Here is a 24847-nt window from a genome sequence, read left to right as displayed (position 1 = left end):
CAAAAAGCGTAGGGGCGCAATACATTGCGCCCCTACAAACCGCAATTTTTTAAATTAACTCCCATAAAAACTATGCAAAAAACAGTTGTTTTAAATGTCGTTGGCTTAACCCCTAGCTTACTTGGAGAACACACCCCTCATTTATCCCGTTGGGCAAAAAATGGACAACTAGCCAATATTAAACCCGTACTCCCAGCAGTTACTTGTACAGCACAAGCAACTTATTTAACTGGCAAATTACCTGACGAACATGGCATTGTTGGGAATGGGTGGTACTTCCGCGATGAATGCGAAGTGAAATTTTGGAAACAATCAAATAAATTAGTCCAAGCGCCGAAAATTTGGGATATGGCCCGATCGCTCGATTCGTCTTTTACCTGTGCTAATTTGTTCTGGTGGTACAATATGTACTCCTCGGTAGATTACGCTATTACACCGCGCCCTTTATATCCCGCCGATGGTCGCAAAATTCCCGATATTTATACCCAACCTGGGGAAATGCGATCGCATATTACCAATGATTTAGGTCAATTTCCCTTATTTAACTTCTGGGGACCCAATACAAACATAACTTCTAGTCAGTGGATTGCAGATAGTGCTAAGTGGACGGAAGAACGTTACAATCCGACGCTAACTTTAGTTTATTTACCTCACTTAGATTACGTATTGCAGCGTCTTGGCACTAAAAACAGCTTAATTCACCAAGATTTGCAAGAAATTGACGCTATTTGTGGCGATTTGATTGCTTACTATGAAGCTCGAAATGCTCAAGTAATTGTACTATCAGAATATGGTATTACCGATGTTTCGCAACCAGTCCACCTAAATCGCGTGTTGCGAGAAAATGGTTTATTAGCAGTAAGAGAAGAATTAGGGCGCGAATTGCTCGATCCTGGTGCTAGTTCGGCTTTTGCGGTTGCCGATCATCAAGTTGCCCATATCTATGTAAATGACCCTAGTTATATACCCAAAGTCCGCGATATCTTAGAATCAACCCCCGGTGTGGCGCAGGTTCTAGAAGATGAAAAAACAGCTTATCATCTCAATCATTTTCGTTCTGGAGAATTGGTAGCGATCGCATCTTCAAATAGTTGGTTTACTTATTATTATTGGTTAGATGACGCTTGCGCTCCTGATTTTGCCTCTACTGTCGATATTCACCGCAAACCAGGCTACGATCCGGTGGAATTATTTATCGATCCACAAATCAAAGTTCCTCAACTTAAAGTTGGTTTAAAACTATTACAAAAAAAGCTAGGTTTTCGCTACTTAATGGATGTTATACCAATGGATGCTAATTTAGTACGTGGTTCTCATGGTGCTATTAATGTTTCCCCTCAAGATCAGCCAATATTTATTACTCAAAAGTCTAATTTGTTAGATGTAAATACTATTGCTGCCACCGATGTATGTAAGTTACTTATCCGGCATCTTACCGAATAAATAATTAAGTGCGATCGCATTTTTTCTAGCTTATAAACTAATTTATTCTTACTAAGATATCTCTAAAGAAAGATGTAAAATCAGTTTTTATTTTTTGTATTCTTTGATAGAGGATTAAATTTTCAATATCAAAGTAATTGGCAAGTCAATCAAAAGAAAATTCATTGTTAATCTTTATTGATAACAATTATTCTGGCAAAGAGAGCAACTACTTTATAGCCGATCTCTTGCAAAAAGACTGCAAAACAAATTAGTTATCGTCATTAAATTATAATTACGAACAAAATATTTATGTAAATTGCGTTTTTTGTCAGCATTTTTATAAAAAAGTAATTGCCAATACCTTTAAGCAGTAAATCTGTGAGAAAATTTCTATGATGTTTGACTCCCACTGCTATACAACCAAAAGCGGCATTAATGTATCGCGCAAAGCTACTGAAGTAGCGCTAGAGACAGCTTTAGAAGATATTTTATGGAGTCTCAACTCTCAAAGAGGAGGCTTATTAGGTAGTAGTTACGAATATCCAGGAAGATACAAAAGATGGGCGATGGGATTTGTAAACCCACCCTTGGAATTAAGTACGTGTGATCGCAATTTTACAATTAAAGCTCTAAACAAACGCGGTAAAATTCTAATTGCTTTTTTAGCGGAGAAATTAACCAAAAAGTCCCAACTTGAAACTATTACTGTAGACGCAAATTGTATTGCAGGTTCAATTGTACAAAGCGATCGCTTATTTGCTGAAGAAGAACGTAGCAGACAACCATCTGCTTTTAGCATTGTCCGCGAAATTCTCCATGCTTTTTATAGTCACGAAGACGAACATTTGGGGCTATACGGCGCGTTTGGTTACGACTTAGTTTATCAATTTGAGTCTGTACCCAAAACCCAAACTAGACCAGAAGATCAGCGCGATTTAGTTCTGTATTTGCCCGATGAATTAGTAATAGTTGATTACTACTTGCAAAGTGCTTATCTATTGCAGTACGAATTTGAAACCCAGTACGGAAATACAACAGGGTTGCCAAGATTAGGGGAAGCAATTGATTATAGAGGAAGTCGCGCGATCGTAGAGCGCAACGTCGATCACGCACCCGGCGAATATGCAAGCAAAGTGCATACAGCCTTAGAATACTTTCGCCGAGGCGATTTGTTTGAAGTTGTCCCTAGTCAAAACTTCTACGCCGCTTGTGAAGAAGCACCCAGTAAGTTATTTCAAACATTACAGCAAATCAATCCTAGCCCTTACGGTTTTATATTTAACTTGGGGGGAGAGTATTTAATTGGCGCATCGCCAGAAATGTTTGTCAGAGTAGAAGGAAAAAGAATTGAAACTTGCCCGATTAGCGGCACAATTAGCCGGGGACAAAATGCGATCGATGATGCCGATCAAATTTTGATCTTACTCAACTCTGGCAAAGACGCAGCCGAATTAACCATGTGTACGGATGTAGACCGCAACGACAAATCAAGAATTTGCGAACCAGGTTCAGTACGAGTAATTGGACGACGACAAATTGAACTATATAGCCACTTAATTCACACGGTAGACCACGTAGAAGGCTTACTAAGACCGGAATTTGATGCTTTAGATGCTTTTTTGACCCACACTTGGGCAGTGACGGTTACCGGCGCACCAAAACGAGCAGCAATGCAATTTTTAGAACAGCACGAGCATAGCGTCCGGCGGTGGTACGGTGGGGCGGTAGGCTGTTTGACATTTAATGGCGACTTGAATACAGGTTTAATTTTGCGCACAATTAGACTAAAAGACTCCATCGCGGAAGTTAGAGCCGGGGCTACGGTGCTTTATGATTCTATAGCCGAAGCAGAGGAACAAGAAACCAGAACCAAAGCCGCCGCCTTATTTGAGACAATTAGCCGCGCCAAGATTATCCCCAACAGCAGCTTACCTAACAATGAATATGTAAGTATTAGCGATCCTGGGGTTCAGGGAAAAACCAAGCGTGTTTTATTAATTGACTACGAAGACTCGTTTGTTCACACCTTAGCTAATTACCTGCGTCAAACTGGGGCAACAGTAACTACCTTACGTCATGGTTTTGCTGAGTCAGTTTTGGACGACGAAGATCCCGATTTAGTTGTCTTATCTCCGGGTCCTGGTAGACCTGATGATTTTGGCGTACCAGATACTGTAAAAGCTTGCGTTCGTCGGCAATTGCCAATTTTTGGGGTTTGTTTGGGTTTGCAAGGAATTGTGGAAGCTTTCGGCGGTGAATTGGGAGTTTTAGATTATCCTCAACATGGCAAATCATCGCGGATTATAGTCACAGATCCAGACTCTGGGACATTTCAAGGTTTACCAGAATCTTTTGAAGTAGGTAGATACCACTCTTTATTTGCTTTACCGCAAAAACTTCCCCCAGAACTAAAAGTAACCGCAATCTCCCATGACGACGTAATTATGGGCATTGAACACCAAACCTTACCCATTGCGGCGGTACAGTTTCATCCAGAATCAATTATGAGTCTAGCTGGAGAAGTTGGATTAGCAATTATTGCCAATATTGTTTGCACTTACGCCAAAGACAGACCTCCACAACACCAAGTATTAAACGGTATAGTGTTTTCCAATTCCTAGAATATGCGCCCCTGCCCAATTAAAAAATTCTTCTTAAAACACACCGTTTATTTCCTTTATTCGCCAATCCCACAGGAGTTATGAAGTGACTGCGACGCAGATAAATCCACGCCAGATTCTCGCCCAAATTGTTCAACACAAAGAGCAAGAAATAGCCCAAATGCGCCAGCAGTTGACGCTCGGAGATTTGCAACGTCAGTTAAAAGCTGCCCCTCCGGTGCGCGACTTTCTCCATGCTTTACAAAATAGTCCCAACTACCCCAGCTTAATTGCGGAAGTAAAAAAAGCATCTCCAAGTAAAGGCATAATTCGCCAAGACTTCGATCCGGTAGAAATTGCCACAGGTTATGTGCGTGGCGGCGCAGCTTGTTTATCGGTGCTTACTGATAGCAAATTTTTTCAAGGTAGCTTTGAAAATCTGCAAAACATCCGCCCTACTGTAGCAGTCCCGCTATTGTGCAAAGAATTTGTTATCCACCCATATCAAATTTATAAAGCGCGAGTAGCGGGCGCGGATGCGGTGCTTTTGATTGCAGCTATTTTAAGCGACCAAAAGCTGCAAGAATTTTTGTACTTAATTCATTCATTGGGGATGAATGCCTTAGTAGAAGTGCATACACTAGCCGAATGCGATCGCGTTTTAAAGCTTGCTGATTTGCGTTTAATGGGAATAAACAACCGAAACTTGGAAACCTTTAACGTTGATTTGGCAACAACTAGCCAGCTAATGCAAGAAAGATCCCAGCCTTTGACAAGCTTAGGTCTAACTGTTGTTAGTGAATCTGGTTTGTATTCGTCCGCAGATTTGGCTTTTGTCGCCTCTGCTGGGGTTCGGAGTGTATTAGTAGGTGAATCTTTGATCAAACAACCCGATGTTGAACAAGCGGTGCGGAGTTTGTTGGACAATAAAACAAGCTAACAAATTTATTTAAGAAAAACCAGGACTTGGGGGGTCTGCCCCCCAAACCCCCCATTGGGGGACGAGTTGCCTCCCCCAAACCCCCTGCAAAAGGGTCTTGTCTCTGAGCAATCAAGTTTGTGAAAAGGAAGGTTCGTAAGTCTTGTAATTTCTAATTACTTCTTACTTTTTAGGTAAATTATGACCATGAATGCTATTTCCCAACGCCTCAAAACTTTACGCCAAGCTAAACAATGCGCTTTAATTCCCTTTATTACAGCAGGAGATCCAGATTTAGAAACCACCGCCGCAGCTTTAAAGGTGCTAGATCGTAACGGTGCAGACTTAATTGAATTAGGTGTTCCCTATTCCGACCCTTTAGCCGATGGCCCAGTAATTCAAGCCGCCGCCACTCGCGCTCTGCACAAAGGTACAAAATTAGAACAGGTACTAGAAATAGTTGCCAAAGTTAGCCCCGAAATTCAAGCGCCAATTATTTTATTTACTTACTACAACCCAATTTTGAACCGGGGAATTAAACCATTTTTAGAGCAAATCGCTAAAGTGGGGGTTAAAGGTTTAGTAGTACCAGATTTACCTTTAGAAGAAGCAGACGAGTTATTAGAAGCTGCGGCTAAAGTGGGAATTGAAGTAATTTTGTTAGTTGCGCCGACAAGTTCGGAAACTAGAATTAAAGCAATCTCAGCTAAATCTCAAGGCTTTATTTATTTAGTTAGTGTTACTGGAGTAACGGGAATGCGAAGTCAAATCCAAAGCCGAGTCAAAGATTTATTGGTGGAAATGCGCGAAGTTACAGATAAGCCAATTGGCGTTGGTTTTGGTATTTCTAAACCCGAACAAGCAAAGCAAGTAATGGAATGGGGCGCAGACGCGGTAATTGTTGGTAGTGCTTTTGTTAGAGCGTTAGAAACCGGAACGCCAACAGAGGGATTGCAAGCCGTAGAAAAACTGTGTCAAGAATTAAAAAGTGCGATCGCGCCCGTAAAACAACCTGTTGCATCACTTTAAGTAAAAATATAGAGGATTTTAACTAATGGTCAGCATTCAAGAAATTTACAATGTAACAGCCTCCGACCCCAAAAGACCCGATGCTTTAGGTAGGTTTGGTAAATTTGGTGGGAAGTACGTTCCAGAAACCTTAATGCCTGCTTTGGAGGAGCTAGAAGCAGCTTTTGATAAGTATTGCAACGAATCAGGCTTTCAAGAAGAATTGCAAGGTTTGCTCAAAGATTATGTAGGTCGCCCAACACCTTTATATTTTGCCGAACGCCTTACCGCCCACTATGCCAGCCCAAACAGCAACCCGTTAATTTACCTCAAGCGCGAAGACTTAAACCATACAGGCGCACACAAAATTAATAATGCTTTAGCGCAAGTATTATTAGCAAAACGCATGGGTAAAAAGCGGATTATCGCCGAAACTGGAGCGGGACAACACGGAGTTGCTACAGCCACCGTATGCGCTCGGTTTGGTTTTGAGTGCGTAATTTATATGGGCGTTCAAGACATGGAACGTCAAAGCCTTAACGTTTTTCGGATGCGACTAATGGGCGCAGAAGTTCGCCCCGTAACTGCGGGGACTGGAACGCTTAAAGATGCGACTTCCGAAGCAATCCGAGACTGGGTAACAAACGTCGAAAATACTCACTATATTTTAGGTTCGGTAGCTGGCCCTCACCCTTACCCGATGATAGTACGCGATTTTCATGCTGTAATTGGACAAGAAACTCGTTGGCAAGCTGAGGAAAAATGGGGCGGATTGCCAGACATTTTACTTGCTTGTGTAGGTGGTGGTTCTAATGCAATGGGACTATTTCATGAATTTGTCAGCGATTCCAGCGTTAGAATGATTGGCGTTGAAGCCGCCGGAGAAGGTGTAGACACAGATAAACACGCCGCCACCTTGACAAAAGGACGAGTTGGCGTACTGCACGGGGCAATGAGTTATTTGTTGCAAGACAATGAGGGACAAGTAATAGAGGCACACTCTATTAGCGCCGGGTTAGACTATCCCGGAGTGGGCCCAGAGCATAGTTACCTCAAAGAACTAGGACGGGTAGAATACTACAGCGTTACCGACCAGCAGGCATTAGACGCATTGCAATTACTATCGCAACGAGAAGGGATTATTCCTGCTTTAGAAACCGCTCATGCGATCGCCTATTTAGACACTCTTTGTCCTCAGCTAACAGGTAGCCCCAAAATTGTGATTAACTGTTCCGGACGCGGGGACAAAGACGTACAGACAGTAGCAAAAGCTTTACACAAAGACGGTTAACTAAATAATAAAAAAGCGCCATGATAGCTGTAACCCAAGCAACCGTTGACAATGTAATTGTACCGAGCGAAATTGAATGGTCTTTGTTACTGCAACAATTACTAGCAGGACAAAGTCTCAGCATTCCGACGGCGGCGGATTTGATGCAAGGTTGGTTAACCGAGGCAATCCCACCCGTACTATCGGGAGCAATTCTCGCCGCCATCCAAACTAAAGGAGTAACCGCCGCCGAATTGGTAGGGATGGCGCAAGTTTTACACGCTCAATCAGCCATTGCCAAAAACATCCCCAATTCCACACCGTTGATTGACACCTGCGGGACGGGAGGAGATGGAGCATCTACTTTCAATATTTCAACCGCCGTTGCCTTTGTAGCCGCCGCCGCCGGGGTGAGAGTTGCCAAACACGGCAATCGCTCTGCTTCTAGTAAAACAGGTTCTGCTGACGTATTAGAAGCCCTGGGAATAAACCTTAATTCCGAACAGGAGAAAGTAACCGCCGCCGTAGAGGAAGTAGGGATTACATTTTTATTTGCACCGGGGTGGCATCCAGCGTTAAAGAGTGTAGCAGGGTTACGCAAAACCTTAAAAGTGCGTACAGTGTTTAACTTACTAGGGCCATTAGTTAATCCCATGCAACCTACGGGGCAAATTATTGGAGTTTGTGATCCTAATTTAGTGGAAACGATCGCTATTGCATTATCGCAGCTAGGGATAGAAAGAGCGATCGTTGTTCACGGTAGAGAAAAGCTAGACGAAGCTGGGTTAGCAGACATTAACGATTTAGCGATACTAGAGAACAATAAAGTGCGCTTAATGACGTTAGACGTTGAAGAACTCGGTTTGCAAAAAGCCGCCACCGCCGAGATTAGAGGGGGAAATGTAAGCGAAAATGCTCAAATTCTCAAAGACGTATTACAAGGGAAAGGCACAGAAGCGCAACAAAATGTAGTTGCTTTAAACACCGCCTTAGCACTGTGTGTAGGAAAAGCAATTACTTCTGAGGATTATGTCAAGGGAATTGCGATCGCGCGTGATATTCTCCGCAGTGGTGCAGCCTGGTCAAAACTAGAGCAATTAGTTAAGTTTATGCACTAATTGCTCAAAGAGATCGAAAATTAGGGGATTAATTTCCCCTTTTTCTGCTAATTCACCATAGCCTCGCAATTTAATCATGATGCCTTTGATTCTCAAAGAAATTGATCGAGAAATAATTAACTTACTTAGTAAAAGAATTGCGATTTTAAATAACTCAAACCTATCGTTACAAGCAGAATCGGGCGATACAACCAAACTTTTAGACCAAGCTGGAGTACCAGAATTTGTCTGGAAAAGTATTACAATTAGCTGCGCGGCGGCGATCGCTTCCTCTACTGCTTCTCTCCCAGCTAAACCCCGAAAAGTTACGATAATTGGTGGTAATGGCAAACTAGGACGTTTTTTTAGCCAACAACTAGCCAATGCTGGACATAACATTAGCATCCTCGAACATGATAACTGGGACAAAGCCCCACAACTATTAGGATTAGCCGAATTAGTATTAGTTTGCGTTCCCATCGAATACACCATCAGCGTAATTCAACAAGCCGCCCCTTACCTCAAAGCAGATACAGCTTTAGCAGACATTACCAGCGTCAAAACCCCCATAGTTCAAGAATTACTCAAGCAACATCTTGGGCCAGTTTTAAGCCTGCATCCAATGTTTGGGCCAGGAGTCCAATCATTTTTATCGCAAAACGTTATAGTTTGTCCAGGTCGGCAAGAGCAAGTCTTTAAATGGCTACTAGACTTAATTGAAAATAGTGGCGGTAAACTAATCGCCTGTACGCCCGAAGAACACGATCGCATGATGGTAGCAATTCAGGCAATCCGTCATTTTACAACCTTTAGCTTAGGCGTATTTTTAGCGGAAGAAGGCATTGATATTAATCGCAGTCTAGACTTTTCTAGTCCGCTATACCGCTTAGAAATTGATATAGTTAGCCGCTTATTTGCTCAAGATCCGGCTTTGTATGTAGATATCATGCTCACTGCCGAGGAACGCCGTCAAGCGATTTCGAGATTAGTAGAAACTTATACTCGTCTAGCGCAATTAGTAGAAAACAAAGACGGGGCAGGCTTAAAGCGTGAATTTGAAGCTACTGCTGGCACTTTTGCCCAAGGAGCAAATCAAGCTATAGCCGAAAGCAACCACATTATCGACAGCCTCAGCCTTTTACTTGCGGCAAAAGTCGCCGAAACCCAAAGAGCTAATATCGCCTAATATTTAATTTCCTTGAGGTACACTTTGCACCAATGCGCCAAGATCATTTTTATCACTAAAACCAGTAATCCAGTCTAAAAGTGCTTGATTAACAGTATCAGGACATTCATCATGGGGACAATGCCCGACATTTTCCAGACTAACTAGCTGGGCGTATTGAGGATTGTAATCTGCAAACTGACGCGCAAAACTATGAGGAACCATCCGGTCTTGCTGACCCCAAATTAATAATATCGGTACTTTTAAGTTGGGCAACACATTTTTTACTCTAGGAGCAAACCCCGCGCCAACCATTGCTTTTAAAATTCCTGCAAAAGCATTAGCACTACCTCGATCTTGGGCTGGAGCGAGTAAAATATCAACTAATTCATCGGTCACTACTGCCGGATTAGAATAAGCCATAGCCGCCCACTTTTTGACAATTCCCGGTCTATTGACAACGCGAAAAACGGTTTTAAACAACAGCTTTGAAGCCACCAAACTTTCAAGAGTAGAAACAATTGGGCGCAGAAATTTGGGTACAGCCTCCTCACGCACAGACAAATCGGGCAAACTCAACATAGCGATACCTGCAACCATTTCCGGGTAAGCTTGAGCGATCGCCAAAGTTACCAATGAACCCGTAGAATTACCAACTAATACTACTGGAGTATTAATAAAAGTCCGCCAAAAGTCGTAAACTTGCTCAACCCAAAGCTCGACATTGTAATTAATCGTGGGTTTTTCCGAAGCGCCAAAACCCAGCATATCGAGAGCATAGACGGTATGAGACTCACCCAAAACCGTTAAATTATTGCGCCAATGACCGATAGAAGTGCCAAACCCGTGCAACAAAATTAGTGGTGTACTTGTTTTTTGAAGCGATCGCACATAAGTATAACGAGTTTGCCAGCCACGCCAGATCCAATCGCGTTGAAAACCAACCCTTTGTTGCCAATGCTCAGAAATAGTCATTCAACCACATTACTACGTTCTTTTTTTTATTGTAACTACCACAATTTATTAAAAGAAAAATAGTTATCACCGTTCTCGTGCGATCGCGCCTAGAAAGCACATAGGGCTGTACAACTTGTTAAAATAAAGATACAAAGCAACAATACGAATACCTCAAGCCCTCCTCAACTCTCCACAAACAAGACCCTTTTGGAGGGGGTTTGGGGGACGCAACCGTCCCCCAATGGGGGGTTTGGGGGGCAGACCCCCCAAGTCCTGGTTTTTCCTAAAAAGCCCTTGAGGAGTCAGCAATCGCTACTGCTTGCTCATTTTTAAGTGAGTTATTGCATGACCACCCCGATTCAAATTCCTTTAATTGGCAAAGTCAAACATCCGTCCCGGTGGTTAATTGGGCTATTAAGCGCTGGTATTTTAGTAAGCGGACTGACCTACTGGACGCTAAACAGGCAAGCCTCGCCCAAACTAGATATAGCCGCCTTAACCGTCCCCGTAGCCGCCGCCGATGTCACCCTTCGCATTAGCGCCAGTGGCAAAGTAGTACCAGTCCAAAGCGTCAACCTCAGCCCCAAAAACTCCGGCGTTTTGGCACAACTACTTGTAGAGCAAGGAGACACCGTAGAGCAAGGGCAAATTATCGCCCGGATGGACGACTCTAACTTGCAAGCGCAACTAAGCAAAGCCCGCGCGGGTCTAGCCCAAGTACAAGCCCAACTAGCCGAAGCTCGCGCCGGGACTCGAAGCGAAGAAATTGCCCAATCTAGAGCGCGTCTAAACGGGGCGCGGGCGCAACTAAACCAAGCTCGTGCAGGGAATCGTCCTGAAGAAATAGCCCAGGCACAAGCTCAAGTAGAAGCCGCTAGAGCGCGAGTAAACCTGACTTCTAGCCGAGTGCAACGCAACAGAAACTTAGCCAATTCGGGAGCGATTTCCCAAGACGCTCTAGAGGAAGTAATTGCCGACGACAGCAGCGCCAAAGCAAACTTACTTGAAGCTCAAAGACGGCTTGTAGACCTAAAAAGCGGTAGCCGCACCGAAGAAATCGATCAAAGGCAAGCTTTCGTAGCCGAACAAGAGCAAGCATTGCAACAACTTCAAAATGGTTCGCGCCCCGAACAAATAGATCAACTTGAGGCATCAGTAGCCGCCGCCCAAAGCGAACTTAAAGCCGTCCAAGTGCAGCTAGATGACACGATTATTCGCGCTCCTTTTTCTGGGATAATTACCCAAAAATACGCCACCGTGGGCGCGTTTGTTACCCCCACAACTTCCGCCTCTAATACAGCTTCAGCAACTTCTAGCTCAATTGTTGCCGTATCTCGCGGCTTAGAAGTTCTCGCCCAAGTTCCCGAAGTCGATATCGGACAAGTTAAGCAAGGCAGAATGGTAGAAATTGTCGCCGATGCTTACTCAAATCAAATATTTAAAGGACAAGTACGGCTAATTTCCCCAGAGGCGGTAGTAGAGCAAAATGTAACTTCCTTTCAAGTCAGAATTGCCTTAACGACAGGTCAAGAACAATTAAAATCGGGCATGAATGTCGATTTAACTATTGTGGGAGCCGCCGTAAAAGATGCTTTGGTAGTTCCTACCGCCGCCATTGTTACCGATAAGCAAGGACAAACTGGGGTACTAATTCCCGGTGAGAAAAACCAAGCTCAGTTTCGCCCGATTGAAATTGGTTCGGCAATTCAAGATAAAACTCAAATTGTATCGGGAGTCAAAACGGGCGATCGCATTTTTCTTTCTCCTCCCCCCAATTACAAACTAGAGAGTAACGAATAAATGAATCCTGTAGAAAGCGTCAAAATGGCGGTGACTACTCTCCTCGCCAACAAATTGCGTAGTAGTCTAACAATGCTAGGCATTATTATCGGTAACGCTTCAGTAATTGCCATGATTGGCATTGGTGAAGGGGCGCAAAAGTACATTGCTGGGGAATTAGAATCGTTGGGTCCAAATGTTTTATTTGTGATTCCTGGAAATCGTGAAACTCAGCGCATTACTTTCGATTTGCCGAAAACTTTGGTACTAGCTGACGCAGAAGCGATCGCCGATCAAGTCCCAACAGTGGTAGGAGTCGCCCCCGAAGTCAATAGTAGAGCTATAGTTACCTACCGAAACAAAAACACTGATGTTAATGTAATTGGCACTACCCCCAGCTTTCTCACCGTGCGCGATTTTGAAACTCGGTTAGGGCGATTTCTTACCCAAATAGACATCAACCGCAGCAATCAAGTAGCTGTGTTAGGTTCAGACTTAGCCGCTAGACTATTTGCTACTTCTTCCCCCATTGGTCAGCAAATACGCCTCAAAAATGCTACCTATCAAATAGTGGGTGTATTAGAGTCTAAAGGATCGGGCTTTGGCACAGATTACGATGATGCAGCTTTTGTCCCCATTACCACGATGGCAAATCGCATTGTGGGGCGCACTTCTCCCTACGGTATTCCCTTAACTTATCTGGTGGCTTCTGCCAAAAATACCGAAAGCGTGGAAGCGGCGGAGTTTCAACTACGCAATTTACTAAGGCTGCGCCACAAGCTAAATGGGGAAGATGATTTTACAATTCGTTCCCAAAAAGATGCTCTAGAAACGGTGGGTAAAGTTACTGGCGCTTTAACTATTATGCTCGGTGCGATCGCTTCTATTTCTCTGTTTGTCGGTGGTATCGGCATTATGAATATTATGCTAGTTTCGGTGACTGAACGCACTCAAGAAATTGGACTGCGTAAAGCTATTGGTGCTACTCAACAAGATATTTTGGTGCAGTTTATGATTGAAGCTGTGATTCTCTCCGCCGCCGGGGGCTTACTTGGTACGGGCTTGGGTGTTGGCGGTATTTTGTTGGTTGGGGCGCTAACTCCTTTGCAAGCGGGGATTTCTCCAGTAGCAATTTCTTTAGCTGTGGGGGTTTCTGGTGGGATTGGCTTATTTTTTGGCGTTATTCCCGCTCGACGTGCGGCTCAACTTGACCCGATTGTGGCTTTGCGTAGTGCTTGAAGTTGATATCTTTTGCTAAGAAAAACCAAGACTTGGGGGGTCTGCCCCCCAAACCCCCCATTGGGGGACGAGTTGCCTCCCCCAAACCCCCTGCAAACAATGTCATATCTGTGAGGAGGCAAGTCCTGTGCGTCCTAGCAGTATTCAGGTGAGGGCTATTGGGAATCAGTAAAATCCGTCGTAAATAAAATTATTTAAACTAATGTTAGACAACAAATTTATAGCTCAAATACCACCAATTACTTCTGCCTCGACGACGATTATTCGCCTCGAAAATATTTCTAAAATTTATGGTGCTGGCGAAACGGAAGTAAGAGCGCTGGCGGATGTCAATTTGGTTGTGGAAGCTGGCGAATATTGCGCGATTATGGGCGCTTCGGGTTCGGGAAAGTCTACAGCTATGAATGTGATTGGCTGTCTCGATCGCCCGACAAGCGGTCATTACTACCTCGATACTGTCGATGTCGCTGCTTTAGATGACGGCGATTTGGCAAGTATTCGCAATCTTAAAATTGGCTTCGTTTTCCAACAATTTCACCTTTTATCCCAACTTAGCGCCCTAGAAAATGTCATGCTACCTATGGTTTATGCAGGCATTAATGGTAAAGAAAGACGCGATCGCGCAACTGTTGCTCTCCAACGTGTGGGCTTAGATAATCGCCTCAATAATCGCCCCAATCAATTGTCTGGCGGTCAACAACAACGTGTTGCTATCGCAAGAGCGATCGTTAATCGTCCTGTCCTCCTCCTTGCTGATGAACCTACAGGCGCTCTCGATTCCCGCACTACTACTGAAGTAATGGACATTTTCACTGAACTCAATGCTACCGGAATCACTATTGTTATGGTTACTCACGAATCCGATGTAGCACGTCAAACTCGGCGCATAGTTTGGTTTCGCGATGGACAAGTTGTCCACTCCCACCTTACCCCCGCAGATATTGCCCAAGTTGCGGCTTCCTAGTAAATGGGTTATTGGTAACTGGTAATAATTTCAATTTCCAATTGACCAATTCCCAATTTCTAATTCCCTAAAAACTCGAAGTTTTCCCTGTCTGCGCCTGAGTTTCAATTGGCTGCACATCGCTACAACCCATGTTTCCGGCAACGGTTCGCAAGACCGAAATTTGATCGTCAAAGTTCAATGCTTCTATCTGCGACAATACGCCACTAAGAGTTTGGGTTTTCTCATGATTTTGGGGCATCCCTACTACGGAATCCCCCATCGCTTGCGCCCAAGCATACCAAACCATTAATTGATTATTCTCTTTCAAAGCTCCATAAGCCCGCGAATATTCTGTGTCTTCACTATTGACAATTTGCCGCATAATTGCCAATTGCTCATCTTTTGATAAATTGTAATAATCACCCAACAATCTAGGCGCTAATTCTGGCTCTGTTGCCGCCGGAGCAGCCGGAGTAATTGAATCTCCCATCTTTTCATAAATATAATAAAACACAGCTAGTTTAGGATCGGTATCCAAGCTTTCAAAGGCTTTAACCGCGTCTTGAGTTTCGCCCGTAAGTGCTTGAGGCTGATTTGCTGCATGACTTGAAGCCATAATTTATTCCTACTTTACATTCAATTACTTAAGCTTAGAATTAGCAGAGATTAATGCTTTAATTCCCCCTCCAAGAGAGAGATTTTATTAGTTAGGCGATTACTTTATCCAGCATCAAAAAATCTATCTTAGTAGGGTTATGGGCAGAGGCGATCGCTTTGTAAGATAATTTCACTCACAAAAATCATTCTCGGAGTTGTTACTATGACCAACGAAATAAAACCCGATGCTACCCAAGCTACAACTCAAGATGCTCAATTAGCTGCCGAAAGTATGACTGAAGGTAAAGAAAAAATGCCTAAAGTTGACGTTGATGCAGATTACGCCGCTGCTCAACAATTCAGTGTTAGCGATATCGATCGCACTAACGAAGGCGCAGAAGCTGCGGATAAAGCTACTGCTAATCAATTTGCAACTACAACTCCCTCTGACACCACAACAGAATCATTGTCCACCGGCGATCCTAGCGATTACATGGCTATGGCAAAAGATGTTGGCACTTCCACTGGTGCGGCAGGTAATGTTGATGACGATCTGATCCAAAAAGCTTTAGAAAAAGGTCAACCTGGTAAGTAAGCTTTTAGTGAATAATTGCGCTATGGATCGTAAAAACTAAGCGCAATTATTACCCAGCCGTAACTTCTTGCTTTTTCAGAATATCTATTAATTCAGACGGTTGCTCTATTAAAAAATCTGGTTGTTGTTTTGCCAATACCTCTTTAGTATTAAAACCCCAACTAACGGCGATCGCAATTACTTTACTTTTTTTAGCCGACTCTATATCTCTAGTCTCATCTCCTACATAAATCACATCATCGACATCAATATTTTCTTGCCTAATGAATCTATTAATTACCTTGTCTTTCCCAAAAATAGTAGAGCCAGAATAAATATAATAAAATATTTCTGCTAAATTATTGTGTTCTAAAAATGCCACAATATTAGGCTTAGAATTAGAACTAATAATTACTAGCTTATTGCCTAATCCATGTAGTTCAATTAAAGCTTCTTTCATTCCCGGAAATAAGCTTAAACTTTTAACTTCTGAACTCAACTCAGCTTTAACTTTTTTAACTAAAAAGGGAACTTTAAAAATAGAAATACCAGACTGCTTAATAATTTCTCTAGAAGTTAAGTTTTGAATTTGAGCAAGTTCGTCAATGCTAGTTTGTTTATAACCAAATTGCACAGCCAAACGATTACTAATGTTTACTAGCACTTCTAAAGAGTCAGCAATAGTACCATCAAAATCAAAAATAATTACTTTTGGATTCATGGTGGTTAAAAAAGGTGTTAATCGTTTGTTTGAGTGGCTGTTGATAAATTTGCTTTGGCATTTCGTCGCAACATTTGGGGTTTAATCCGTCGCAATGCGGAAGCTGTAAACCGTCTATTCCATTCATCATTAGAAATTTCTGCTAAATCGGTTAACTTCGGCGCAATATTTTCTGGGTAAGGTTGAAACTCGACTATATCAGTTTCTTTAGCAAAACGCTGATTCCAAGGACAAACATCTTGGCAGATATCGCAACCAGCAACCCAACCTTGAAGATTAGCAGAAATTGCTTCGGGTAACTTTTCTGCGCGGTTTTCAATCGTATGATAAGCAATGCATCGATTGGCATCAACTACAAAAGGCTGGGCGAAAGCTCCTGTCGGACAAGCATCAAGGCAACGAGTACAACTACCACAGTGTTCAGTATGAGGGATATCGGGCGTTAAGTCTAGATTTGTGAGAATTTCACCCAAAAACAACCAAGATCCGTATTCTCTTGCTATAACATTGCCATTTTTAGCAATCCAGCCAATCCCAGCTTTTTTCGCCCACACTTTATCTTGAATTGGGGCGGTATCACAAGCATAACGCGATCGCACATCGGGATAAGTTTGCAGCCAGTTATTTAAAGCTTTGAGCTTTTTATCCATCACCTTATGATAGTCTCGTCCCCAAGCATAGCGGGAAATTTTGGCATATTCAGGACTATTTGGGCGTTGATGAGGGGTGTAATAGTTTAACGCTACACAAATAATACTTTTAACTTCAGGCATAAGGGCGCGAATATCTTGGCGTTTGAGGTTATTCATCCACGCCATCTCTGCCTGATAACCTTTGTTTAGCCATTCTTGCAAGTGCGAAACTTCTAAATCCGTATTCTCTACCTTGGCAATTCCTACTTTATGGAATCCAATTTCTAAGGCTTTAAGCTTGATTTGCTGATTGCTAGGAGCTTGAGGTATGGAAATCATAAGGGGAACTTAAATTTGGTTTAAATCTACAACCGTGTGTGTTGGCGTTGACAGATTTTAGTGACGAGATTTTTGGTTTAGAGGCGCTACCCTGATTTTAGAAAAGAGTTTTATCAACAAATATTTTTTACATAAATGAAAAATTCTCAAGCTGACGCTGATAATATAGCCTTAATAATTGTTCAGCAAGCTATATGGGTTTTGGCAAAGTGGGCGGGTGTCAACTTACCAAACGAGGATCATTTTCAGCAGATTGTACTGCTACTACCCAAGCGAAGGCAATATTAAAGTCGGGCGATGTATCCTCAACGGATAGTCTCAAACCTCTACGTTTGTTATTTGACGGTGTAAAGCTAGATATTGGTCAAAGTATCGCAGCCAACGCGGCTCAAGTTCAGGAATCCACTCTAAAAGAGCATTACTGGCAGCCGAGAGCGATTACTTTCTCCCATCCTATTATCCCCTATTCTCAAGATAAAGAACCAGCCCCGAAGGAGCTAGAAGACTTAAAACAGCAAATTAGAGACGAGAGTTGTCTTTTTGCCTCCTTATTGACCAGATTTGTCACCGATTGAATTATGCTGGTCAAAACTACAACAGTAAACCTCTTGCAAAAGTTAAGTTAGAATAGGATTTAAACCTAGAGTAAGCTCATAATTATAAAGGTAAGCTATTAAATTAAATCTCAATTCAAATCTTTTTCTTCTGTTCCGATATCTTCCCTGTAAAATCCTAAATTTTTTCAACTGTGTAAATACGTTTTCAATTAATACTCGTTCAATAGCTAGCTCTCTATTAGCTTTTTTATCTAAAGGAGACAGCTTACTTTTGCTCGGCTTCTTTTTAGGTATTTGACTAAAGAGATGGTATTTTTGAATACCTTGATATCCCTTATCTGCTAAACATTTAATTTCTTTTTTGATGCTTGTTTTGCTTTTTTGTATAATTTAAAATCATGCTCTTTCCCTTTTCCATAAGCAGCACATAAAATTTTGTCTGTTTTTTTGATTGATAATTATTTGGGCTTTTAAAGTATGCTTTTTCTTTCTACCACTGAAATATTGTTTTTGTTTTTTTATCTTTCTATTTAGACATCTCCGAAATATATGTATTTTATAATAGAAGGATATTAAATGAGCTTTTAACGCCAGGAAACTATGAGTAATATAGTAGAGTACAGTCAGCAAAAACCCAAAAAATCACAAAGATTAGTAAGTCTCAAGTACGAGCAACTACAACAGCTATTAAATAATGCTAAAGAACTTCATAACAAAAAGACAGCAGAAATTGAACAGGAAAACCCTAGAGTTATAAAAGCAGGAGGAGGAGGAAAGATTAAGCTCTCCGTGTCAGAGCAAATAATTTTAACTTTAATTTATCTAAGACACCTGACAACCTTTCAGCTATTCGGTATAAGTTTGGAGTGAATGAAACCAGCGCCAATGATACATTTAACTATTGGTTTCCAATTCTTAGAGAAATATTACCTTCAAGTATATTAAAGCAGGTAAAAAACTCCGGTGATAAAGAGATTGTTACGGAACTTCTTGCAGAGTATGAATTAATAGTAGATAGCTGGGAGCAGCCAAAAGAGAAACCATCGGAACAGGAAGAACAAAAGAAATATTACTCAGGTAAAAAGAAGAACCATACTTTAAAAACTACGATTATAGTCTTACCATCGGGAATAGATATAGTAGATGTTATCCCAGGAAGTCCGGGAACAAAAAGTGATATTAATTTGTTCATGGCAACAGCAGAAGAATTTTAACAGAGAGCAAAAGTTTAAAGGAGACAAGGCTTATATTGGAGAGCCGTTCATTAGAACTCCACAAAAGAAAAAGTCCAGACTTGAGTTAACGGCTGGACAAAAAAACCAGAATAAAAAGCTATCTTATCAAAGAATATTTGTGGAACATTTAATTCGTCTAGTACAAATCTTCCGCGTAGCCAAAGAAAGATTTAGATTAAATATATACAAATACAAACAAATAATTCTCACCATTTGTAGAATTGTAAGATTAAGGATTGGAGGATTAAGATTACCTAATATTAATTCTGAGGTTAGGAACAAGAATAATTGAGGAGGCAACCGATTATTTTTTAGCTTGATATTAACATTAAATATCTCAAGACTCGATTGTAGCGTCGATTTTCGGTATTTGCTTAAACTTATATTTCTAGATGAAACTCTTTGCCAGCAACTGTTTGATAGATTTTGGAGATGTCTAATCGATTCTGTAGAGGAAGTGAGAACGAGTTTTTGACCTGATTGCACTTCTCCCACAACTTTACAGTCTAAAGAATGCTCCCGAAAACATGACTGCATCGCCACCACATTATCGGGATGAATGCGCAAAAAGTCATTTATTCGATAAATTACCAGTGCAGTCGCCCAAAAAAATGCACATTTTACAGTTGTATGATAAAAAACTGCTGACAGAACTTATGTATTGTGATTTTAAAAAATCTATTAGATGCTAATTAGAAGACTCTTAAAAATCGGTAAAATGCAGAAAACGAATTAACAAATCTCAACTTCTGCATCAATTAGGGTTTTGTGTTGTCTTTGATACAAATTAATTAGGGAATTATTCTAAATGTCTTATTAGGATAAGAAAAAGTCAATACAAACAAAATCAATGATAGCCAAAAAGAACCTTGTTGTAGTTGGAAATGGCATGGTAGGGCATAAGTTTCTAGAGGAAATTATTGCTAATGGGGCAAAGGATTCTTGGAATATCATAACATTCTGCGAAGAACCCCGCGTAGCCTACGATCGCGTTAATTTAAGCGGTTATTTTTCTGGTAAAACCGCCGCAGACTTAACTTTAGTTACACCCGGCTTATATCAAGCAAATAATATTAACATTCATATAGGCGATCGCATAATAGAGATCGATCGTCAACAAAAAATAGTTCATAGTGCTAACGGTTTAGCAATTAGTTACGACAAATTAGTATTAGCTACAGGTTCTTATCCTTTTGTACCGCCAATTAAAGGAAAAGATACTGATGGGACTTTTGTCTATCGCACGATTGAAGACTTAGAAGCCATGTCTGCGTATGCCAAAAATTGCCAAACAGGGGTAGTAATTGGCGGCGGTTTATTAGGCTTAGAATGTGCTAACGCGCTGAAAAACATGGGTTTAAAAACTCATGTAGTGGAGTTTGCACCGCGATTAATGCCCATGCAAATAGATGATGTTGGCGGTAATGTTCTTCGCAATAAAATAGAAGAATTAGGTGTTAGCGTCCACATCAACAAATCCACTACAGAAATTGTCAGCATTGACGGTAAAGTTACCAAAATGACCTTTGCTGATGGTTTGGAATTACAGACAGATATGATAGTATTTTCGGCAGGGATTCGCCCCCGCGACGAAATTGCTAGAGAGTGCGGCATCAAAGTGGGCGATCGCGGTGGTATTGTAATTAACGAGTATTGTCAAACTTCCGATGCTGACATCTATGCGATCGGTGAATGCGCCCTTTATCAAAATAGAATATATGGTTTAGTTGCGCCCGGATATACAATGGCAAGTGTAGCGGCTAAAGTAATCAGCAATATTCCGAATAGCACCTTTGAAGGCGCTGATATGTCTACAAAGTTGAAACTTTTAGGAGTAGATGTAGCTAGTTTTGGCGATGCTTTTGCTAAAACCTCCGATGCGAAAGAGATTGCAATTACAGATACAGTTACCGGAGTTTATAAAAAACTCGTTGTTAGTTCTGATGGAAGCCGTTTGCTAGGCGGAATTTTAGTAGGCGATGCGGCGAATTATGGTACTTTGCTGCAATTTGTGCAAAATAATATCGCTTTACCACCCCACCCAGAAGATTTATTATTACCACCCCGCGAAGGTAAAGCAACAACCGCAATGGGGGTTGAAAACTTACCAGATACAGCGCAGATTTGCTCTTGTAATAATGTTAGTAAAGGTCAAATTTGTAGCGCTATTCAAGAAAACGACTTTACTGATATAGGTAGCGTCAAAAAGTGTACTAAAGCAGGTACTGGTTGCGGCGGTTGCGTACCATTAGTAACAGATTTACTTAAGTACGAAATGAAAAAAGCCGGGATAGAAGTAAAAAATTATCTCTGCGAACACTTTGCTTATTCTAGACAAGAAATTTACCATTTAGTCCGCACTCACAAAATTATTACTTTTGACAAATTGCTAGAAAAGCACGGACAAGGTAAAGGTTGTGAAATTTGTAAGCCTGCGATCGCTTCAATTCTCGCCTCAACCTGGAATGACTACATTTTAAATCAACCTCATTTAGGTTTGCAAGATACCAACGACGCATTTTTAGCAAACATTCAAAAAGATGGTACTTATTCAGTAATTCCTAGAGTACCTGGCGGCGAATTGACTCCAGACAAACTAATTGTCTTAGGAGAAGTAGCAAAAGAATATGGGCTTTATACCAAAATTACTGGGGGACAAAGAATTGATTTATTAGGCGCAAGAGTTGATCAATTACCGCATATTTGGCGCAAATTAATTGAGGCTGGTTTTGAATCGGGACACGCTTATGGTAAAGCATTAAGAACAATCAAATCCTGTGTAGGTAGCACTTGGTGTAGATTTGGCGTACAAGATTCTACAACACTAGCAATTGATTTAGAATTACGTTATCGTGGATTGCGATCGCCCCACAAGCTAAAATCGGCTGTATCTGGCTGTACGCGGGAGTGTGCAGAAGCTCAAAGTAAAGATTTTGGCATCATCGCCACCGAAAAAGGTTGGAATTTGTACGTCTGTGGTAACGGCGGAATGAAGCCACAACACGCACTTTTACTCGCTGAAGATATAGAAAGAGAAACCTTGATTAAGTATTTAGATCGCTTCTTAATGTTCTATATTCGTACCGCCAATAGATTAGAAAGAACTGCAACTTGGTTTAACAAGCTAGAAGGTGGAATTGACTATCTTAAGCAAGTAGTGATTCACGACTCATTGGGAATCGCCGCCGAATTAGAAGAAGAAATGCAGCATTTAGTAAATACCTACGAATGCGAGTGGAAAGCTACTATCGAAGATCCCGAAAAACTCAAGAGATTCCGCCATTTTGTTAATTCCGACACACCAGATCCAAGCTTAGTTTATGTAGAAGAAAGAGAACAAAAACGCCCTGCTTACGAGTCGGAGAAACTAACAGCTCAAATCTCGTAGTATTGTTAGGAAAAATTAGAGGAGACATAAAAATGGTTCAAGCTTTACCCAAAACCAAATGGGTTGATATTTGTTCAATTGCAGACATCGCCCCAAATACCGGGGTCTGTGCATTAGTTAGCGGCGAACAAGTAGCAATTTTTAGAGTGGGAGATAGTAACGATGTGTACGCGCTAAGTAACTACGATCCATTTAGCAAAGCGTTTGTGCTATCTAGAGGAATTGTAGGCGATCGCAATGGCATAACTAAAGTAGCATCCCCAATCTACAAGCAAAACTTTAACCTCGCAACCGGACAATGCTTAGACGATGAAACGGTTAGCATAGCTACCTATGCAGCGAGAGTTGTAGAGGATAGAGTACAAATAGCAACAAGCTAACTGCATTATCCTAGAAGATAGAATGCCAGGATCAGGAGTTTCGCCATGAGCCAGACTACAACCGATAGAGTGCGCTGGACTACAGCAGACATAGACCTCTTAGCCAATAACGATGGTACGCGCTACGAAATTGTTGACGGAGAATTGTTTGTGACTAAATCGCCACACTGGATGCACCAAGAAACTTGTGGCAATATTTACACAGAGTTACAAAATTGGTCAAGAGCTAAAGGTTTAGGGCGAGCTACTATTAATCCTGGCATCATATTTACAGATGCTGACAACGTAATTCCCGATGTAGCTTGGGCAAGTAAAGAACGATTAGAAGTTTTGCTAGATGAGGTGGGACATTTGACAGGCGCACCAGAATTAGTAGTAGAAGTATTATCTCCTGGTGCAGAACAAGAGCGTAGAGACAGGGAAATTAAACTCAAACTCTATTCTTTAAGAGGAGTACAGGAGTATTGGATTGCAGACTGGCGGTTGGAAACAGTGGAGATTTATCGCCGAGAAAATGCCGCCTTAGTGTTAGTAGCAACCCTAACAAATGAGGATGAATTAATTTCGCCCTTGTTGCCTGATTTTACTTGTTCTGTGGGGCGGTTTTTTGAGTAGAAAAGGGTTTCATATACGGCAAACTGCCATATACAATTAAAGCTATTGCCTTACACAAAATTTCTATTTTATCAATATGGATGCTGCATCCCAGCATTGTACCAAGCCAGCAATTCATCAGTTAGTGGGGTTCTACGATGGGTGGCTCGTCCTCTCGCCGCACGCCGAGGTTGTTCCAAGTCGAACCTTCCTCTGTAAGTTGGAAACATCTTACCAACCCTGGCACACAGACCCCATACTTACCCTGCTTTGCAATAGACTGAGGCGACCATGACGTAATCCACCAGTCTTCATCTGCGCCCTGTCCTGGTTTGCCACCATCAGGTTTAGGCGCACCGAGGTAAGGAGTGGGTATGGGTATTACTCCTGTCCAATAATCACGGTGGGCATGGAGGTGAGGACCCGGCATGGAGCGTTTAAATAATACGTTATGCCCAGCCAGGTTGCCTGTTGCAAAAGTGGGGTGTTCGGCGGCATCACGCCCGGTGAGGATCGGTCGCTCGGTGGCATCTTGAATGGTTTCTAGAATGTGGAATAGGTCGGGATGCACATCTACGTCATCTTGAAAATAGGAAATCCAGTCAATCTCAGGATCGGCTAGCCAGTAGCTAATCCCCACATTCATTGCATTAGGCAGCCCCCGGTTTTGGGGTATGCGGATTAGGGGTACTTGGTGGAAATCTGCAAGCCGTTGATTTTCGGCAGCGTTTTCTGGCTTAGAGGCATCATCTACAATTAACACTGGCGCACCCAGTTTCAAAACTTGAGGGAGAGATCGCCTCAAACACTCCGGTCGATTGTAGGTAGTCATCGTTACCGCATATTGAGGGCGCTTTACCAGTCCTCGCTGCTGTGTCGCGACGGCAACAAATTGATCCAACAGTGGCTGCAAATGCACCCCCGGCAAAGGTGGCAGAGTTTCTGGCAGCTGTTTAGCAAATACTACAAACACCTCATTGGCAAAAATCGGTTGAAATGTCCGCAGTACCTCTAACCCAAAGGGGGGTTCAATCTCTGCCAGCATTGCCTTATGAAACAAGACATACTCAAAATGCGACGATCGCAGCCGATAGGTGACATTATAGGAGTAGTTCCCAGGAAAAAACTCCATAAACTCATTGGGAGCAAGAATAGCGTCCAATGGCTGAACAAGCGCTTTCAAAAAGTCGCGAACTTGAACCCAGTAGTCGTCTTGTAGGGGGAAGGACATGGGGAAGGGTTAACTACAGTAGCGTCAAGCTCCTGTTTATCTACCTGTGTTTGCTTAGACCCAATATCATATCACTTCGATATTAATTTTATAAACACCTCCTTTTGGCTCAGTATCAGGTGAGGCTGCTAATTTGGTAATTAACCGTTGTCGCTTGATAGGATAACGTTAGCTTTCAGCGCGATCGCCCTTGT

At 42.0% G+C, this 24847-nt stretch carries 24 protein-coding genes; 18 read left to right on the top strand and 6 right to left on the bottom strand.

The genetic code is table 11. The features are described 5' to 3' along the window. Positions 1–72 precede the first annotated feature (72 nt). The 7 genes from SYN7509_RS0214215 to tyrA all read left to right on the top strand — a co-directional run bounded on the left by SYN7509_RS0214215 (position 73) and on the right by tyrA (position 9505). A complete protein-coding gene (locus SYN7509_RS0214215; RefSeq protein WP_009630369.1) occupies positions 73–1443 on the top strand; it encodes an alkaline phosphatase family protein in 1371 nt (456 codons plus the stop codon). Between the two features lie 374 nt (positions 1444–1817). Next, a complete protein-coding gene (locus tag SYN7509_RS0214210; protein WP_009630370.1) occupies positions 1818–4046 on the top strand; it encodes an anthranilate synthase in 2229 nt (742 codons plus the stop codon). A 49-nt stretch (positions 4047–4095) separates the two neighbouring features. Then, positions 4096–4965: an indole-3-glycerol phosphate synthase TrpC gene (gene trpC / locus SYN7509_RS0214205; protein WP_084610676.1), complete on the top strand. Its 870-nt coding sequence runs from the start codon at positions 4096–4098 to the stop codon at positions 4963–4965. Between the two features lie 186 nt (positions 4966–5151). Continuing rightward, positions 5152–5973: a tryptophan synthase subunit alpha gene (gene trpA, locus SYN7509_RS0214200; protein WP_028954316.1), complete on the top strand. Its 822-nt coding sequence runs from the start codon at positions 5152–5154 to the stop codon at positions 5971–5973. A 25-nt stretch (positions 5974–5998) separates the two neighbouring features. Further along, positions 5999–7243 (top strand): tryptophan synthase subunit beta, encoded by a 1245-nt coding sequence (gene trpB / locus SYN7509_RS0214195; RefSeq protein WP_009630373.1) that lies wholly within the window; start codon positions 5999–6001, stop codon positions 7241–7243. Between the two features lie 20 nt (positions 7244–7263). Beyond that, positions 7264–8340, top strand: a complete 1077-nt coding sequence (gene trpD / locus SYN7509_RS0214190) for an anthranilate phosphoribosyltransferase (RefSeq protein WP_009630374.1) — start codon at positions 7264–7266, stop codon at positions 8338–8340. Between the two features lie 76 nt (positions 8341–8416). Then, on the top strand, positions 8417–9505 hold the full coding sequence (gene tyrA, locus SYN7509_RS0214180) for a bifunctional chorismate mutase/prephenate dehydrogenase (protein WP_009630375.1): 1089 nt from the start codon (positions 8417–8419) through the stop codon (positions 9503–9505). Between the two features lie 3 nt (positions 9506–9508). Here tyrA and SYN7509_RS0214175 read toward each other — a convergent pair whose 3' ends face one another. Next, positions 9509–10459, bottom strand: coding sequence for an alpha/beta fold hydrolase (locus tag SYN7509_RS0214175; RefSeq protein ID WP_009630376.1), 951 nt, complete (start codon positions 10457–10459; stop codon positions 9509–9511). Positions 10460–10786: 327 nt separating this feature from the next. On the opposite strand from SYN7509_RS0214175, the gene SYN7509_RS0214170 reads away from it, so the two are divergent. From SYN7509_RS0214170 to SYN7509_RS0214160, 3 genes are all read left to right on the top strand, one after another. Continuing rightward, positions 10787–12241, top strand: coding sequence for an efflux RND transporter periplasmic adaptor subunit (locus SYN7509_RS0214170; protein WP_009629908.1), 1455 nt, complete (start codon positions 10787–10789; stop codon positions 12239–12241). Further along, the gene (locus tag SYN7509_RS0214165; RefSeq protein WP_009629907.1) at positions 12242–13459 is read left to right on the top strand and encodes an ABC transporter permease; all 1218 of its coding nucleotides are present in this window, start codon (positions 12242–12244) and stop codon (positions 13457–13459) included. 202 nt (positions 13460–13661) lie between these two features. Further along, a complete protein-coding gene (locus tag SYN7509_RS0214160; protein WP_009630018.1) occupies positions 13662–14423 on the top strand; it encodes an ABC transporter ATP-binding protein in 762 nt (253 codons plus the stop codon). 67 nt (positions 14424–14490) lie between these two features. Here the strand turns inward: SYN7509_RS0214160 and SYN7509_RS0214155 are convergent, their stop codons facing one another. Next, positions 14491–15021 carry an orange carotenoid protein N-terminal domain-containing protein gene (locus SYN7509_RS0214155; RefSeq protein ID WP_009630016.1) on the bottom strand — a complete coding sequence of 177 codons (531 nt, stop codon included), beginning with the start codon at positions 15019–15021 and terminating at the stop codon, positions 14491–14493. A 204-nt stretch (positions 15022–15225) separates the two neighbouring features. Here SYN7509_RS0214155 and SYN7509_RS0214150 point away from each other — a divergent pair, with 204 nt between their 5' ends. Then, entirely contained in the window at positions 15226–15597 is a 372-nt protein-coding gene (locus tag SYN7509_RS0214150; protein WP_009630015.1) for a hypothetical protein, read from the top strand. A gap of 49 nt (positions 15598–15646) precedes the next feature. On the opposite strand, the gene SYN7509_RS0214145 is transcribed toward SYN7509_RS0214150, so the two are convergent. Continuing rightward, on the bottom strand, positions 15647–16297 hold the full coding sequence (locus SYN7509_RS0214145; protein WP_009630014.1) for an HAD-IA family hydrolase: 651 nt from the start codon (positions 16295–16297) through the stop codon (positions 15647–15649). A gap of 17 nt (positions 16298–16314) precedes the next feature. Beyond that, the gene (gene queG / locus SYN7509_RS0214140) at positions 16315–17268 is read right to left on the bottom strand and encodes a tRNA epoxyqueuosine(34) reductase QueG (RefSeq protein WP_009630013.1); all 954 of its coding nucleotides are present in this window, start codon (positions 17266–17268) and stop codon (positions 16315–16317) included. Between the two features lie 194 nt (positions 17269–17462). Here queG and SYN7509_RS0214135 point away from each other — a divergent pair, with 194 nt between their 5' ends. Then, positions 17463–17843: a hypothetical protein gene (locus tag SYN7509_RS0214135; protein ID WP_009630012.1), complete on the top strand. Its 381-nt coding sequence runs from the start codon at positions 17463–17465 to the stop codon at positions 17841–17843. 42 nt (positions 17844–17885) lie between these two features. Here the strand turns inward: SYN7509_RS0214135 and SYN7509_RS31755 are convergent, their stop codons facing one another. Then, positions 17886–18179, bottom strand: coding sequence for a transposase family protein (locus tag SYN7509_RS31755; RefSeq protein WP_227501560.1), 294 nt, complete (start codon positions 18177–18179; stop codon positions 17886–17888). Between the two features lie 246 nt (positions 18180–18425). Here SYN7509_RS31755 and SYN7509_RS31030 point away from each other — a divergent pair, with 246 nt between their 5' ends. The 6 genes from SYN7509_RS31030 (at position 18426) to SYN7509_RS0214110 (ending at position 23443) form a co-directional block, all read left to right on the top strand. Then, positions 18426–18695, top strand: a complete 270-nt coding sequence (locus SYN7509_RS31030; RefSeq protein WP_009630011.1) for a helix-turn-helix domain-containing protein — start codon at positions 18426–18428, stop codon at positions 18693–18695. Further along, the gene (locus SYN7509_RS31345) at positions 18692–19039 is read left to right on the top strand and encodes a transposase family protein (RefSeq protein WP_009630010.1); all 348 of its coding nucleotides are present in this window, start codon (positions 18692–18694) and stop codon (positions 19037–19039) included. Before SYN7509_RS31030 ends, SYN7509_RS31345 begins: the two co-directional genes overlap by 4 nt. Then, positions 18969–19352, top strand: a complete 384-nt coding sequence (locus SYN7509_RS31340; RefSeq protein ID WP_255327311.1) for a transposase family protein — start codon at positions 18969–18971, stop codon at positions 19350–19352. The genes SYN7509_RS31345 and SYN7509_RS31340 overlap by 71 nt, the downstream gene beginning before the upstream one ends. 558 nt (positions 19353–19910) lie before the next feature. Further along, positions 19911–22448: a nitrite reductase large subunit NirB gene (gene nirB / locus SYN7509_RS0214120; protein WP_009633352.1), complete on the top strand. Its 2538-nt coding sequence runs from the start codon at positions 19911–19913 to the stop codon at positions 22446–22448. A gap of 32 nt (positions 22449–22480) precedes the next feature. Further along, positions 22481–22828 (top strand): nitrite reductase small subunit NirD, encoded by a 348-nt coding sequence (gene nirD, locus SYN7509_RS0214115; protein ID WP_009633351.1) that lies wholly within the window; start codon positions 22481–22483, stop codon positions 22826–22828. Positions 22829–22873: 45 nt separating this feature from the next. Beyond that, positions 22874–23443, top strand: coding sequence for a Uma2 family endonuclease (locus SYN7509_RS0214110; RefSeq protein WP_009633350.1), 570 nt, complete (start codon positions 22874–22876; stop codon positions 23441–23443). A 121-nt stretch (positions 23444–23564) separates the two neighbouring features. On the opposite strand, the gene SYN7509_RS0214105 is transcribed toward SYN7509_RS0214110, so the two are convergent. Beyond that, positions 23565–24653, bottom strand: a complete 1089-nt coding sequence (locus SYN7509_RS0214105) for a glycosyltransferase family 2 protein (protein WP_009633349.1) — start codon at positions 24651–24653, stop codon at positions 23565–23567. Positions 24654–24847: the final 194 nt, after the last annotated feature.

It is taken from the genome of Synechocystis sp. PCC 7509 (assembly GCF_000332075.2).
In the GTDB taxonomy this organism is placed as follows: Bacteria; Cyanobacteriota; Cyanobacteriia; order Cyanobacteriales; family Chroococcidiopsidaceae; genus Aliterella.
This window is presented reverse-complemented; position numbering and strand designations above follow the sequence as displayed.

What these genes read in the sequence shown, in the direction of transcription:
- SYN7509_RS0214215 (WP_009630369.1), top strand. Translation starts at nt 73, where the DNA reads ATGCAAAAAACAGTTGTTTTAAATGTCGTTGGCTTAACCCCTAGCTTA.
- SYN7509_RS0214210 (WP_009630370.1), top strand. Translation starts at nt 1,818, where the DNA reads ATGATGTTTGACTCCCACTGCTATACAACCAAAAGCGGCATTAATGTA.
- trpA (WP_028954316.1), top strand. Translation starts at nt 5,152, where the DNA reads ATGAATGCTATTTCCCAACGCCTCAAAACTTTACGCCAAGCTAAACAA.
- trpB (WP_009630373.1), top strand. Translation starts at nt 5,999, where the DNA reads ATGGTCAGCATTCAAGAAATTTACAATGTAACAGCCTCCGACCCCAAA.
- trpD (WP_009630374.1), top strand. Translation starts at nt 7,264, where the DNA reads ATGATAGCTGTAACCCAAGCAACCGTTGACAATGTAATTGTACCGAGC.
- tyrA (WP_009630375.1), top strand. Translation starts at nt 8,417, where the DNA reads ATGATGCCTTTGATTCTCAAAGAAATTGATCGAGAAATAATTAACTTA.
- SYN7509_RS0214175 (WP_009630376.1), bottom strand. Translation starts at nt 10,459, where the DNA reads ATGACTATTTCTGAGCATTGGCAACAAAGGGTTGGTTTTCAACGCGAT.
- SYN7509_RS0214170 (WP_009629908.1), top strand. Translation starts at nt 10,787, where the DNA reads ATGACCACCCCGATTCAAATTCCTTTAATTGGCAAAGTCAAACATCCG.
- SYN7509_RS0214165 (WP_009629907.1), top strand. Translation starts at nt 12,242, where the DNA reads ATGAATCCTGTAGAAAGCGTCAAAATGGCGGTGACTACTCTCCTCGCC.
- SYN7509_RS0214160 (WP_009630018.1), top strand. Translation starts at nt 13,662, where the DNA reads ATGTTAGACAACAAATTTATAGCTCAAATACCACCAATTACTTCTGCC.
- SYN7509_RS0214155 (WP_009630016.1), bottom strand. Translation starts at nt 15,021, where the DNA reads ATGGCTTCAAGTCATGCAGCAAATCAGCCTCAAGCACTTACGGGCGAA.
- SYN7509_RS0214150 (WP_009630015.1), top strand. Translation starts at nt 15,226, where the DNA reads ATGACCAACGAAATAAAACCCGATGCTACCCAAGCTACAACTCAAGAT.
- SYN7509_RS0214145 (WP_009630014.1), bottom strand. Translation starts at nt 16,297, where the DNA reads ATGAATCCAAAAGTAATTATTTTTGATTTTGATGGTACTATTGCTGAC.
- queG (WP_009630013.1), bottom strand. Translation starts at nt 17,268, where the DNA reads ATGATTTCCATACCTCAAGCTCCTAGCAATCAGCAAATCAAGCTTAAA.
- SYN7509_RS0214135 (WP_009630012.1), top strand. Translation starts at nt 17,463, where the DNA reads ATGGGTTTTGGCAAAGTGGGCGGGTGTCAACTTACCAAACGAGGATCA.
- SYN7509_RS31030 (WP_009630011.1), top strand. Translation starts at nt 18,426, where the DNA reads ATGAGTAATATAGTAGAGTACAGTCAGCAAAAACCCAAAAAATCACAA.
- SYN7509_RS31340 (WP_255327311.1), top strand. Translation starts at nt 18,969, where the DNA reads ATGTTATCCCAGGAAGTCCGGGAACAAAAAGTGATATTAATTTGTTCA.
- nirB (WP_009633352.1), top strand. Translation starts at nt 19,911, where the DNA reads ATGATAGCCAAAAAGAACCTTGTTGTAGTTGGAAATGGCATGGTAGGG.
- nirD (WP_009633351.1), top strand. Translation starts at nt 22,481, where the DNA reads ATGGTTCAAGCTTTACCCAAAACCAAATGGGTTGATATTTGTTCAATT.
- SYN7509_RS0214110 (WP_009633350.1), top strand. Translation starts at nt 22,874, where the DNA reads ATGAGCCAGACTACAACCGATAGAGTGCGCTGGACTACAGCAGACATA.
- SYN7509_RS0214105 (WP_009633349.1), bottom strand. Translation starts at nt 24,653, where the DNA reads ATGTCCTTCCCCCTACAAGACGACTACTGGGTTCAAGTTCGCGACTTT.